This window comes from Pseudoalteromonas sp. MTN2-4 (assembly GCF_042848605.1).
GTDB lineage: Bacteria > Pseudomonadota > Gammaproteobacteria > Enterobacterales > Alteromonadaceae > Pseudoalteromonas.
The window spans coordinates 469,215-481,696 of sequence record NZ_BTGK01000002.1; the positions used below are offsets into that span (position 1 = coordinate 469,215).

At 40.5% G+C, this 12,482-nt stretch carries 12 protein-coding genes; 4 read left to right on the forward strand and 8 right to left on the reverse strand.

Translation table 11 applies throughout. The features are described from left to right. Positions 1-145 precede the first annotated feature (145 nt). Positions 146-1,252, reverse strand: a complete 1,107-nt coding sequence (locus tag ACGHEH_RS07100; RefSeq protein WP_390443341.1) for a serine hydrolase domain-containing protein — start codon at positions 1,250-1,252, stop codon at positions 146-148. 294 nt (positions 1,253-1,546) lie between these two features. Here ACGHEH_RS07100 and ACGHEH_RS07105 point away from each other — a divergent pair, with 294 nt between their 5' ends. Further along, the gene (locus tag ACGHEH_RS07105) at positions 1,547-3,343 is read left to right on the forward strand and encodes a glycoside hydrolase family 3 protein (protein ID WP_390444175.1); all 1,797 of its coding nucleotides are present in this window, start codon (positions 1,547-1,549) and stop codon (positions 3,341-3,343) included. A gap of 11 nt (positions 3,344-3,354) precedes the next feature. Further along, on the forward strand, positions 3,355-4,095 hold the full coding sequence (locus ACGHEH_RS07110; RefSeq protein WP_390443344.1) for a 5-oxoprolinase subunit PxpA: 741 nt from the start codon (positions 3,355-3,357) through the stop codon (positions 4,093-4,095). Between the two features lie 79 nt (positions 4,096-4,174). On the opposite strand, the gene ACGHEH_RS07115 is transcribed toward ACGHEH_RS07110, so the two are convergent. The 7 genes from ACGHEH_RS07115 to ACGHEH_RS07145 form a co-directional block, all read right to left on the reverse strand. Continuing rightward, positions 4,175-5,383, reverse strand: coding sequence for an ABC transporter permease (locus ACGHEH_RS07115; RefSeq protein WP_390443345.1), 1,209 nt, complete (start codon positions 5,381-5,383; stop codon positions 4,175-4,177). 9 nt (positions 5,384-5,392) lie between these two features. Beyond that, entirely contained in the window at positions 5,393-6,712 is a 1,320-nt protein-coding gene (locus ACGHEH_RS07120) for an ABC transporter permease (RefSeq protein WP_390443348.1), read from the reverse strand. Between the two features lie 9 nt (positions 6,713-6,721). Then, entirely contained in the window at positions 6,722-7,414 is a 693-nt protein-coding gene (locus ACGHEH_RS07125) for an ABC transporter ATP-binding protein (RefSeq protein WP_390443351.1), read from the reverse strand. Between the two features lie 78 nt (positions 7,415-7,492). Next, positions 7,493-8,773: an efflux RND transporter periplasmic adaptor subunit gene (locus ACGHEH_RS07130; protein WP_390443353.1), complete on the reverse strand. Its 1,281-nt coding sequence runs from the start codon at positions 8,771-8,773 to the stop codon at positions 7,493-7,495. Between the two features lie 180 nt (positions 8,774-8,953). Then, on the reverse strand, positions 8,954-9,526 hold the full coding sequence (gene yeiP / locus ACGHEH_RS07135; protein ID WP_058031736.1) for an elongation factor P-like protein YeiP: 573 nt from the start codon (positions 9,524-9,526) through the stop codon (positions 8,954-8,956). Positions 9,527-9,688: 162 nt separating this feature from the next. Then, entirely contained in the window at positions 9,689-10,042 is a 354-nt protein-coding gene (locus ACGHEH_RS07140) for a hypothetical protein (RefSeq protein WP_390443356.1), read from the reverse strand. A 106-nt stretch (positions 10,043-10,148) separates the two neighbouring features. Continuing rightward, positions 10,149-10,715 carry a uracil-DNA glycosylase family protein gene (locus ACGHEH_RS07145; protein ID WP_390443359.1) on the reverse strand — a complete coding sequence of 189 codons (567 nt, stop codon included), beginning with the start codon at positions 10,713-10,715 and terminating at the stop codon, positions 10,149-10,151. 771 nt (positions 10,716-11,486) lie between these two features. Between ACGHEH_RS07145 and ACGHEH_RS07150 the strand changes: the two genes are divergently transcribed. Further along, positions 11,487-11,939, forward strand: a complete 453-nt coding sequence (locus ACGHEH_RS07150) for a YaiI/YqxD family protein (RefSeq protein ID WP_390443362.1) — start codon at positions 11,487-11,489, stop codon at positions 11,937-11,939. Beyond that, positions 11,936-12,475, forward strand: a complete 540-nt coding sequence (locus ACGHEH_RS07155) for a DUF6942 family protein (protein WP_390443364.1) — start codon at positions 11,936-11,938, stop codon at positions 12,473-12,475. The genes ACGHEH_RS07150 and ACGHEH_RS07155 overlap by 4 nt, the downstream gene beginning before the upstream one ends. The last annotated feature ends 7 nt before the right edge of the window (positions 12,476-12,482 follow it).

Sequence of the window (12,482 nt, forward strand, 5' to 3'; positions counted from 1 at the left end):
ATTGATATGACAAGTGTCATAAAGGAGGAGCAAGCAAACAGTTTTGAGCTTCGACAAATAATTGCCGAAACCCACAAAAGTTAACTCTATGAGCCTACAGCGCTGTTAGCTGACTTTAACTTTAACAAAATTTAAAGTTCATGATTTAGTTGCTAAAGTTTCTTTCTCTTAATAGTTCTAACGCTGCGAAAAGGGCTTTTGCCGCATTCTCCGTATCACCATTGACAGCAATAAAGTAAGCACTGTTTTCATTTGGATATAAAAAGCTACTAACAGAAAAAGACCCTGTGAAACCATCATGTCGAAATGCCGTATTATCTAGCTTTGCAAACCAACCCATCGCATAGCCTACTCCTGGCTCTTGAGCTTCACTATAAATCGTATGTAAGGTTTTATAACTCTCTTTACTAAGTATATTGTCACCACCTTTCATACCCTCTAATACCTTAGATAAATATAAGGCGAGCTCTGACAAACTAATATTAACAGTACCCGCAGGGCCATATACTTTTGGAATGATCTCTTTGCCAGCAGTGATAGCTTGCCATTTTCCATTTTTATAAGTATGCCCTTTGGGTTGATCACTTTGTTCAAAGCTCGGCTCACCAAAACCAAAGTTTGTAATGCCTAATTGCGAAAATAATTCCTCGCTTATCAGTTGCTCCCAAGTTTGGTTTGTCACCCGCTCAAGCATATGTCCGGCAATAGTATAGCCTACATTACTATATTCATATTGCCCCCGCTTTTGCACAGGTGCGGTATTAAGCACCTCTTTTGTCAACATACTTCGCAACATAAGTGTTGTCTTCGAGATATCGAACCAGCGCCTATCTTTTATATCGATATCTTTTTTTAACCCCGATGTCATATTTAATAACTGCTTTAACGAGATTGATTCATGCTCGGCCCTTATTTGGCCTTTAAGTTCGGGAAAAATATCGGCAATAGTGCTGTCAAAAGAAATTACCTCTTGCTCTACTAATCGCGCAGCGACCATTGCCGTCATAGACTTTGTTAGTGAACCAATAGCCCAACGATCATTATCAGTTACTAAAGTTTGGGTATGTATATCGCGATAGCCTGTACTGGCTATTTCAAACACAAGTCCGTCTTTTACTGTTAAGGCTGTGATCGCCGGCAAGTTATAAGCCAACCTTATATTCTCTAAATGCAGCTGTAGCTCGCCGTCTTGGCCTATACCGACCTGCTCTGAAAGTTTGGTTTTATCAATTGGTGGGACCTCTGGCGCCACGTCGGACCCACAACCTGTGAGTGTAAAACTTATTAAAGCAATATTAGCCAGCTTAAACGCTGAGAAAGAAGTGAGTCTAATCAAAACATAATCCTTATTTCCTTGTATAAATGCTCTCCTATAGACTTGAGAGTTTATAAATTACTCAACATTAAATTGTTAAAAACTGTATGTTTAGTCGTTCGGGTTATCAATCTATTGCTGCAAATGCTAAATTAACCCATTCAGTTTAAGGCCAGATAATTTAGGTAGCCTGTGACGCAATTTTTAAAAAATATCGGGATGGTGATCGCCATGACAATCAGTGCCAGCGGTGCAGCGAAATCGCTCAATCATGCCTCTGAACTACCTTTAGAAGCACAACTTGGTCAAAAGTTGATGCTAGATTTTCGTTATTACTGCGAAAGTGGCGAGTCAAAAGCCTGTAGACAAGGTATGACCGAGTTGCCTAAACCACTTGCCGAGTTGATTGCTAAACACCATATTGGTGGCGTGATCTTATTCGCCGAAAACGTGCCAGATACTGCGCAAATCGTAAAACTCACCAATGAGTTACAATCGGCTGCTCAGCAAGCTAAACATCCACAACCCTTGTTTATATCGATTGACCAAGAAGGTGGCCGTGTAGCTCGAATCAACCGTGCTGAGGCGACTTCTTTCACGGGTAATATGAGCATAGGAGCCACCTATCATAAACACGGTACTCACTATGCAAGTGAAGTGGCCACCGCCATTGGTAAAGAACTAAATAGCCTTGGTATTAATGTAAACTTTGCGCCAACCGTGGATGTGAATAACAACGCAGATAATCCTGTGATCAACGTTCGCGCTTTCTCAGAGAACCCACTCGAAGTTGCCAAAATGGGCGCCGCACAAGTTGAAGCATTTGAAGCGCAAAATGTTATTTCAGCGCTAAAACATTTTCCGGGTCATGGTGATACCTCGGTCGATAGCCACACTGGTTTGCCGCTTGTTAAACACGATTTAAAACGCATTGAACAAGTAGAGCTGGCGCCTTTTAAGTACATTATTGATAAGCACGCGCCGGGTATGATCATGACGGCGCATATTCAATACCCTGCACTCGATAACAGCACCTTTGTGAATAAGCAAGGTGAGGTCATGGTTAAACCGGCTACATTGTCGCGTAAAATTATGCATGACTTGCTACGAGAAAAGCTCAACTACCAAGGCGTAACAGTCACAGATGCACTTGATATGGCGGGGATCAGCCATTTCTTTACCCCAACATCCGCAGTGATTGAAACCTTTAAAGCCGGGGTTGATATAGCTCTGATGCCGATTGCCATTCGTACCCCTGACGATATAAAAAAGCTTGATGAACTAATGAGTGCACTGAATGCGGCAGTTGCTCTAGGTGAGCTAGATAAAACTGAAATAGCACAATCGGCACAGCGTATTATTTCACTCAAGCAACAGTTTTTAGCAAGCCAAGCACACCGCTCTGCCGCCATTGCTAAAGCGACATTAGGTAACCCGAGTCACCGTCAACTTGAAAGTGAACTCGCTGTTGCGGCCATCACTCAAGTAAAAAACCAAGGCCTACTGCCAATTCAAGCTAAACATAAGCGCATTCATTTGGTCATGCCTGATACACAAAAATGCCATGCTCTTGAGCAAGCTCTGCTCTCTTTAAGCAAGCAAGAGTTAAATATTACGTGCAGTAGCTTGCAAGGATTTGATCCAAAACAGGCAGATCAAAATATTACTAACTCAGACCTGATCATAGCCGCCCATGCCAGCCCACAACAAAGTGCAGTGGAGATTGGTGGTATGGATGATGTAAAGGCCCTTGACAGTTTTAAGCTCAAACGTAATGAACAGCCAAAAGCATTACTAGCGCTGCTTAAGCAGGCAAAATTTGCTGAAAAGCCAACGCTATTTATTAGCCTGCGCGCCCCTTATGAGATCCCGACTTATGCACCATACGCAGAAGCAGTTTTGGCCAGTTACGCCTACAATGTCGATGTAGTTAGTAAAAATATGATCTCTGGTCCTGCGTTTACTGCGCTCGCTAAAGTGATTTTGGGTTTAGAAAAGCCTGAAGGCCAACTCCCTGTCAGTATTTAAAGGAAGCAAACATGTTATTAAATTGCGATTTAGGTGAAAGCTTTGGTGCGTGGCAAATGGGTTTAGATAGCCACGCTATGCAAGTAATTGATTTGGCAAATATTGCTTGTGGCTTTCACGCTGGTGACCCGGATGTGATGGCTCAAACCCTCACGCTTGCTAAACAGCATAATGTGCAAATTGGTGCTCACCCAAGCTATCCCGACAAGCAAGGTTTTGGTCGCCGCTCTATGAAGCTCAGTCATGATGAGTTAGTAAATTGTTTGCACTATCAAATTGCAGCTTTAGATGGCATGTCACAAGTTCATGGTTTATCAATTAGCTATGTAAAGCCACATGGTGCACTGTATAACGATATGATGGCCGATAACGGCATTTTGGAGACGGTTATGCAGGCAGTGAGTAGCTATGCCAAGCCACTAAAATTGATGTTACTGGCGACCAACGAGCAAGCGTCGCACTTGGCTATGGCTGAAAAATATAACCTACCATTGTTGTTTGAAGCATTTGCGGATCGCTTATATACCAACGAAGGGCGTTTAACCCCAAGAAGTGAACCTAATGCAGTGCATGACAAGCCTGCCTTAATGGCACAAGTCCAGCAGTTGTTGACTCAAGGCACAGTCACAACGGGCTCAGGAAGCATGCTCACACTGAAGGCAGATACTTTGTGTGTACACGGCGATAATGAGGCCAGTATTGCTTTAGTGAAAGAGATTAAGCAATTGATCAATAAAGAGATGCTGAAATAACTGTTCAGACACAATAAAGCCAGATCAAAATTTTACCTAGTAAAAACATGATCTGGCTTTTTCAATTAAGCGAAAGTATTTAAGCACTGCGCGTTGCGATAGCAGGCTCCACTCTTGACGCTTGCAGTGCAGGATAACTCACTGATAGCTGCCCTAACACAAACAGTGCAACCATACCCGATAATAAATACGGCAACGGCACTGGTGTTAAACCAAAATGTTGAGCAAATTGTTCACTAAGAGATAATGCTGCAATAAAGCCAATAACAAGTCCCGTAAGGCTGACCACGGCATTTTCAAGCATAAAGAATCGAATAACCTGACCTTTACTTGCCCCTAATGCTCTGCGCGTGCCTATCTGCCTTTTACGACGATTAACCGAAAAGCGAGCTTGCCCGTAAATGCCTAAGCTTGTCGCAAGTAATAATCCAATACAGACTGATATAAGTAGCTTGCTACTCGCATTATCATCTTTATACGCCCTTAGTCTCACCTCTTCCATCGTCTGCATTTTTTCAATGACGCGCCCAGGTGTGTTTAGCAGTACTTTGTTAACTTCTTCCATTACATTATCAAGCTGATCGGGTTTAGCACGCACAAAATAACGAATTGTGTTGTATACATCGATCACTGGCGAAATAATTGTGCCGTCAACACCATACCACCTTGGCCAAGCACCTTGCAGTGCCTCAACGACGCCTTTAATCCTATGAGGTGTATTAGTGATATAGATTGTTTTTCCCACTGCTTGCTGCCAATCCTCAGGGCTCACTAGCTCAGCAAAGGCTTTGGTAATTAATATATTCGCAGAGATATTATGACTACCCGTCGCGGTAATGGTCGTGTCACTTAGAGTCAGGTTTTCTCCGGCGATTAAATTAAGGCCTAAGTTTTCAACAATATGCTCATCAGAACCATAATAACCGGCATTATCTATTGCATATTCATCGCCAAGATTTCGATAAACTGTAACATGACTCCCCCAAAATCCTAGAGGTACACCATTGAGTGGGGAGACCGCTTCAACCCCCTCAATTGCGCGTAAGCTTGCCAAATCATGGCTCAAGTTTGCGATATAATTCTCAGCAGGTCCCTGCAAATTCGTCAAAACATAAAAAGCATTTTCTTCATCAACACCAGTGGGCCTAGACATCAACTTCTCGCGCTCACTGATCATATTTACAGCATTCACCATCACCATAAAAGTAACTGCTATCTGTAAAATCAGCAGAAAAGGTACCAGTTTCTCTTTAAATAAAGCTTTAATTATCGGGGCTAAATCTCTCATAATTAACTCCTATAAGCTTTTTAGCTGACTTGAAAGTTGAATTCGGCTGGCTTTTAGAATCGGTATCAAACCAAAAATGCAGCTGATCACTACAGCTAAAGCCAAAGTAATAACCACAATCAGGGTATTCATTTGCATTAGCGAACTATGCAAGTGACTGTATAAATTCGTCATAGCAACTAAGCCAAGTTGTGCTAAAAGCAGACCTAAAACGCCCCCAATAAAGCCTACAACCGCTAGTTCCACTGAAAATTGTGCAATTAAATGTTGTCGACTCGCCCCGACAGCTCGGCGCAATCCTGCTTCTCCGGCTTTACCATGGAATTTCGCCATCATCAGCCCCATGCAATTAAGTAAGCAAACAATCAAAAATAATGCGGCAAGCGACACTGCTATTTTGCTATCTTCAGGGACAATCTTTTGTTCGCTAAGATATTGTTTAACTGATACAAGTTTATTCAAAATGCGGTTAGCAAAGCGCCCTTGTGCTTGCTGCTGTTGCGCATAGTTATCTAAAAACAGTTGGAATTGCTGCTTTTTTTCATCATTTTCTAGCTCAGCCCAAATTTTGATCCAAGTACATTCAGAAGCAAGAAAAGCAGCTGTACTTTCATCTTCAGCCGGTTTCCAACACGCGAGATTAATTAGAGATGTGGTAAAAATTTCTTTGCTTACCTGTGTGCTAAATGGCATGAAAATATCGAAAGGTTGTGAATACATAGTATTATTTTGGCCATAGAACTTAGGAACTATTAACCAATCATCAAGCACGCCCACTACTTGATATAAATCCTCACCTAACTGCAGTGTTTGGCCAATTGAGTTTTCTCCGTCAAAAAAGCGCATATTTGCTTGCTTAGTTAATACAACAACTTGCTCTGCGTTGTTATCCGCCGTTTCATCCCAGCCTCTGCCATATAAGAATGGCACTTCAAGCATAGGAAAAAAGTCAGCACTGGTTGTACGTACTTCTCTTGTTACTGCAGTGCCATGCTTTGCTGGATTTTTTACGGTCGTACGGATTGCACTAATCACAGCTTGATATTTGGGAATATCAGATTTGAGGATGCTCATTGCATCCTGATAAGTCATTTCTGGTGGGATAGTATCGAGGTAACTATAATCTACGCCATCACCTCGACTATCAATTTGTACTGAGTATAAGTTATCGCTTTTTGAAGGTATGGGGTCTTGGCTCATCATATAGTTGACGGTATAGGTCGTCATTGTTGCGCCAATGCCCATAGCAATAAGCATGACCATTAAAAAACTAAGTAATGGTGTTCGCTTAAAGCTAATCATCGCTAATTTCACATAATATGAAAACATTTTGACTCCTTAAGCGATAGCTTGAGTCAAAATAGGCGACTCTTCACTTAGCACACCATCTTTTATTTGCACAATTCGCTGCGCAAGTTGTGCCTGCTCATTATCATGGGTCACCATAATAATCGTCGTGCCTGACGCATTAATGTCTTGCAGCAATGTCATAATACCTTGAGCCATTTTTGAGTCTAAATTACCTGTAGGCTCATCGGCAAAAATAACACTTGGCGAACCTGCAATCGCACGGGCAATAGCAACACGTTGCTGCTGACCACCCGATAATTGTGTTGGATAATGATTTTTACGACCAGCAAGGCCAACTTGCTCTAACGCTTTCATGATGCGCTCATCACGCTCTTTTGCATTGAATTTTCGATAGCGCAGAGGCATATCAATATTGTCGTATAAATTAAGTTCTGGGATCAGGTTAAAGCTCTGGAAAACAAAGCCAATTTTTTCATTTCTATAAGCCGACTTTTGCTTATCAGACATCTTAGAAACATCTTTCCCATCGAGTTCGTATACGCCATCGCTGTGATTTTCGAGTAGCCCAGCAATATTCAAAAAAGTGGTTTTACCCGAACCAGAAGGACCGATGACAGAAACAAACTCTCCCTGCCCTATAGCTAAATCAAATGGCTGGAGCGCCTGTGTTTTAATATCAGAAGTTATGTAGGCTTTTGCAAGCCCAGTCATTTTCAACATTTCCTTTCCTTATTTTTTTATTCTTCCAAAACGATGAGATAAGTTGCTACTCCGTTGAGCAAACTTAATTAATATATTTTATTGAAGGACTCTGACGCTTGAAGCCTTCTCAAAAATTCGATAATCAGAAATAACTACAGTATCGCCAAGCGCGAGGCCTGAAATCACCTCGACTTTAGATAAACTTTTCGTACCGAGCTTTGCTGGCACTTTTACCGCTTCGTTATCACGTAGTACATAGATGTGCATACCATCATAGCTTTGTAAAAATCGGCCTCTTGGTAGATAATTTACTTGCGATCTTTGTTCTAGTATCAAGCGTGTCGTGAGCCGCTGATTCTGTCTTAAATTATCAGGCGCTGTGCCCGTGAATCTCACTTTCCCCTGAACACTCCCCTTGGTTATTTCAGGAGACATGGCAACTAGGTTTCCCATGAAGCTTTGCTCGTTAAAATTGATCTCGGCTTCTATGCCTAGGGCTAAATCATCGGCATAAGTTTCTGGAATTAACACTTCGACTTCATATTCACTGAGGTCAACGACACTCATTAATGGCTGGTTTTTACTGACTGTATTTTTTTGTTCTAGATTTAAATTGCCTACCAAACCAGCAACCGGAGAACGTACTTCAAGGCCTAACACTTGCCTTTGTAATTCAGCGACTTTTACCTTTTGTGCATTAAATTCAAATTCATAGGTTTGAATTTCAAATTGCTGACTTTCTTTTAGTAGCGCCACTTCTTTATTCACATGTTCAAACTCGCGCAGTGCATTTTCAAGATCATCTTTGGCTTTTTGAAAATCGATATCACTGATGATTTGATTTTCTTTTGCTTCTTCAGAACGGCGCATTTCTCTTTTCGCGGCGTTAAGTGCAACTCTTGCTTGGCCAATGCGGTTTTCTTGCTGCAGCTGGATATGTTTAGCCTGGATTTTTTCTCTCGCTAGTTGCGTTCTCAGCCTTGAGAGTTGAGTATTTTCTTGATCAAACAAGCTCTGAAGCTCTGGGCTTTCTACTTGCGCTAGCGCTTGACCCATCTCTACACGATCGCCCGCATCTACTAAATAAGTAACGGTACCTTGTGCGGGGCTGTATAAAACAGGGCGGCGAGCTGCTATCACTTTACCTTGTACAGAAAAGTCTCGGATAAAATCGCCTTGTGTGACTTGTGCCAGCTTAAGTTTATCGAGAGAAATCGCTGATTTACCCCCAACCCAGCCTTCAACTAGGGGAAGAATAAAAGCATAACAAAACGTTAAAAATGCAAATAATGAAGCAGTATAAATAACCCACTTTTTGGTTTGTTTAGATGTGGCGACTTGTGAGTCCTGTGCACTTGTATCTGGAATATAACTCATTAAAAACCCTTGCTAATCCGTAGCAAAAATAGAATAAAAATATCTATTTAATGTCACTAAAAAAGACAAATAATAAAATAGGAACGGATTCTATCAGGAAAGACACAAAGGTTAAAGTTTTGTTAAATCGAAGTGGGCAAAATTATTGGCTACGGTTAATAAAAACCGCAGCCGAAGGGGTTAGCTATCTGCACGACCCATGAATTTTTTCTCGTCAGTGTTAATTTTGATTTTGTCACCTGTAGAAATATGCTCTGGTACTTGAACAATTAAACCTGTCGTTAATGTTGCTGGCTTTGTACGTGCACTTGCTGAAGCGCCTTTAATTGAAGGTGATGTGTCTTCAATAACTAGCTCTACGCTCGATGGTAAGTCGATAGAAACCGGCGAACCTTCAACTAAAACAGCCTGCAAGCCTTTTGTTTCTTCGTTAATAAATAGTACTTGCTCAGCAATTGAAGACGTATTGATGTTATATGGTGTGTAATCTTCTTCATCCATAAATACGTGTTCTTCACCGTCGATATAAGAAAGCATAACCGGGCGACGAACTAAATCAGCCAGATTTAGCATTTCTTCAGCTTTAAAGGTTTCATCAACTTTGCCACCAGTAACAACATCGTACATACGCATACGGTATAAACTTCCGCCAGCACGACCCTGAGGTACTGAACGTTCGATATCACGCACAATCATTACGCGACCGTTGTAATCAATGGCATTATGTTTTTTTATTTCACTTGCCTTAGGCATGGCTTTTGTCTCTTTGAAAATAAATTTGCCAAAAACTACCATGAAGTCACTAAAACGCCAAGTACAGAAGGCAAGAGATATATAAAAGGAAGAGGGGAGGGAAGTAAGTTGGCTAATTGAATAACCAACTTATTAAAGTAGACTAATTAACCTAAGCTCAGGTTAATTAACTGCATCTAGTTGCGCTAGCAGTGTTTCTTTTCTGAGCAGACCAAAACAAACAACACTCACGACTGCAAAAATACCGTACATAGATAAAACATAAACCCAGTCATTTTGCTGTGAGAACAAAAATACATTCGTTCCATCATTGATAACGAAGATATTGATCAGTGAAAAAAGAAAAACCAAGTAAAAGTAAATATATTTGCCAAAACTACTTGCATAGGCACCAATAAACATTGCGAACAAGCTTATATAGAAGCCAATACACGACAAACCACCTGTCATATTACTAGGGTAAAAGGCCATCAGTGATAATAAAACAGCACACCAGCCAGTAACCTTGTTGAGCATATTCTATCCTTGAGAATGTACTTGTTAATATTTGTAATCATGTGTAATGCAAAGCAAGTATGTATTGACTTATCTAAAAAAACAATGCCTTTTCGTTAAAATAACTTTAACCGGTGATTAACTTTTTTATTTGTTCTTTTAGCTCAGGTATTAACGCTTGTTCGAACCAGGGGTTTTTCGCATGCCATGGCTGGTTCCTCGGACTAGGATGAGGCAAAGCAATACGCTCAGGTAGCATAGAAGGCCATTGCTGCACCAGCTGGGTCACTGATTTAAAATTGTTACAATAATAACGCTGTGAATACTGACCAACTAATATGTGCAATTGTATTTGTTTAAAGTAATCTCGTAGTGGCTGCTGCCAAGTTTGTGCACATATCTTCGGTGGGGGTATATCTCCACTTTTTCCTCTACCCGGATAACAAAATGCCATCGGCACAATAGCGAACAAGTCAGTATCATAAAACTGTGCTTCGGTTACTCCCAGCCAATCTCTAAGGGTTTCGCCACTTTGATCGTTGAATAACTTTCCTGTTTGATGAACTTTCAAACTAGGGGCTTGCCCTGAGATCAGAATTTTAGCAACCGGTGAGGCTTGAATAACAGGTCGAGCACCGCAAGGAAGTTCATCGTCACAAAGTCGACACGTCGTAATTTGGTCAATTAAGTTCATATTCTCATACTAGCAGTTCATGTTCAGATCGTTATTTTACTAAGTTAATCTGAATTAAGGGCAATAAAGTTTACTTAAATAAACAGCTCCACGAACTAGCATTACTAACACACTCTCTGAAGGACTGTTAATGATTAATACCTTCAAGCTTTTTCCATTACCAATCTAGTAGCTTTAATCCCACTTATAATAATTGGCTATTTTATTGGGTCATACAGATCATGATTTTATCAACTGAAGTGTTAGTCTTATTACAATGACCGCCTATTAGTGAAAAAACATCTTCTATATGGAAAAGTTATTAGCATTTGAATATTGATAACTCTTTTAGGATCACTATTTTACTAAGCCTGTTAGTAAAATAATGATCTTTTAAGAACTAATTGGTCATCTAGTTAGTAAAAACATGATCTAGAAGCCTTAAATAAACAATTAAAAAGACCTTTAGTTAGTAAAAATATGATCTTAGAATTAATTAAGGGAATTCAGTAAGTAAAATCGTGATCTGTCACAAAGCCAGTTGGTAAAAAGCTGATCTTTATAAAGTATCATTAAGCTTAACGTCTTTTTAGTTAGTAAAAATATGATCTCAATATCTTTCATGGGCAGAAAGATAGCTCGCTATTTTAAGAGTTTCTATGAAAATAAGATGACACTGAGCCTCATAAGCCATATTCAATTTGAGTGTAAAGGGGCTTTACACTTGCTGATTTAGGTTTTATTGGTATCATCATCACCCACACCAAATTTTTACTAACTCAGAGCTTATTTATGCATATTTGGGTCGATGCGGACGCGTGTCCAGCAGTTATCAAAGAAATACTTTTCCGCGCAGCTGAGCGCACTAAAACACACACAACATTGGTCGCAAATCATAGTATGCGCGTCCCTGTCACACAATATGTGAACTTGCTCCAAGTGAGCAAAGGCTTTGATATTGCTGATAATGAGATTGTAAAAAGAGTTAAGAAGGACGATTTGGTTATCACTTCTGATATTCCACTTGCTGCAGAAGTACTAGAGGAGGGCGCTTTTGCATTGAGCCCAAGAGGCGAAAAGTTTACTGAGAACAATATCAAGCAAATCCTTAATATGCGGGATTTTATGGATACTATGCGAAGCAGTGGTGTAGAAATGTCAGGGGGACCAGCAAAATTAAACAGCACCGATAAGCAAACCTTCGCCAACGCCCTTGATAGCCTGCTAGCACAACACAGATCATGAAATTATCAACTCAAGGATTAGGAGTAGAAGAGGGCTTAATCGCAATCTATGTTGAAAACCCGCCCAGCATGTCTGAATACCACAATCTTCAATCAGTACAAGAACTTAGCACAGGTGAGATCAATGCTATAAACCAAGCTTGTGGTAATGGCTGGCGTAAAGTTTTCAATATTTATGCAAAAATCTTGGCTGAGTGGCAGCACCGAGATCATCATTTTACTAACTTTAAGCGTTGGCAAGACTACCGAGATAAAGTACTGCTACAAAGGCATAGCCAAGAAGCACTGCTCTTTAGTCCACCAAACTTCTCTGAAAAAAATTATAAATTTCATGTTATTGCAGGCAGAACATATGCCAAGAAATTACTCAGAGATCACATTTTTACTAACTCTTTGGTATGGATAGATGAGGAGTTCGCAATCGACAAAGTTAGTAATTTAGTGATCTGTCCGTATTTAGACTACAGGCAATTAAGTAATATAAAGATAACTCGGCTGGTAGAGCTCTTAACTGAGTTAGAACGCACGAGTGCTTAAAACTCAT

Excerpts from the sequence above, each read along its gene's own strand:
- ACGHEH_RS07105 (WP_390444175.1), top strand. The coding sequence starts at position 1,547 with ATGACAATCAGTGCCAGCGGTGCAGCGAAATCGCTCAATCATGCCTCT.
- ACGHEH_RS07110 (WP_390443344.1), top strand. The coding sequence starts at position 3,355 with ATGTTATTAAATTGCGATTTAGGTGAAAGCTTTGGTGCGTGGCAAATG.
- ACGHEH_RS07115 (WP_390443345.1), bottom strand. The coding sequence starts at position 5,383 with ATGAGAGATTTAGCCCCGATAATTAAAGCTTTATTTAAAGAGAAACTG.
- ACGHEH_RS07120 (WP_390443348.1), bottom strand. The coding sequence starts at position 6,712 with ATGTTTTCATATTATGTGAAATTAGCGATGATTAGCTTTAAGCGAACA.
- ACGHEH_RS07125 (WP_390443351.1), bottom strand. The coding sequence starts at position 7,414 with ATGTTGAAAATGACTGGGCTTGCAAAAGCCTACATAACTTCTGATATT.
- ACGHEH_RS07130 (WP_390443353.1), bottom strand. The coding sequence starts at position 8,773 with ATGAGTTATATTCCAGATACAAGTGCACAGGACTCACAAGTCGCCACA.
- yeiP (WP_058031736.1), bottom strand. The coding sequence starts at position 9,526 with ATGCCTAAGGCAAGTGAAATAAAAAAACATAATGCCATTGATTACAAC.
- ACGHEH_RS07140 (WP_390443356.1), bottom strand. The coding sequence starts at position 10,042 with ATGCTCAACAAGGTTACTGGCTGGTGTGCTGTTTTATTATCACTGATG.
- ACGHEH_RS07145 (WP_390443359.1), bottom strand. The coding sequence starts at position 10,715 with ATGAACTTAATTGACCAAATTACGACGTGTCGACTTTGTGACGATGAA.
- ACGHEH_RS07150 (WP_390443362.1), top strand. The coding sequence starts at position 11,487 with ATGCATATTTGGGTCGATGCGGACGCGTGTCCAGCAGTTATCAAAGAA.
- ACGHEH_RS07155 (WP_390443364.1), top strand. The coding sequence starts at position 11,936 with ATGAAATTATCAACTCAAGGATTAGGAGTAGAAGAGGGCTTAATCGCA.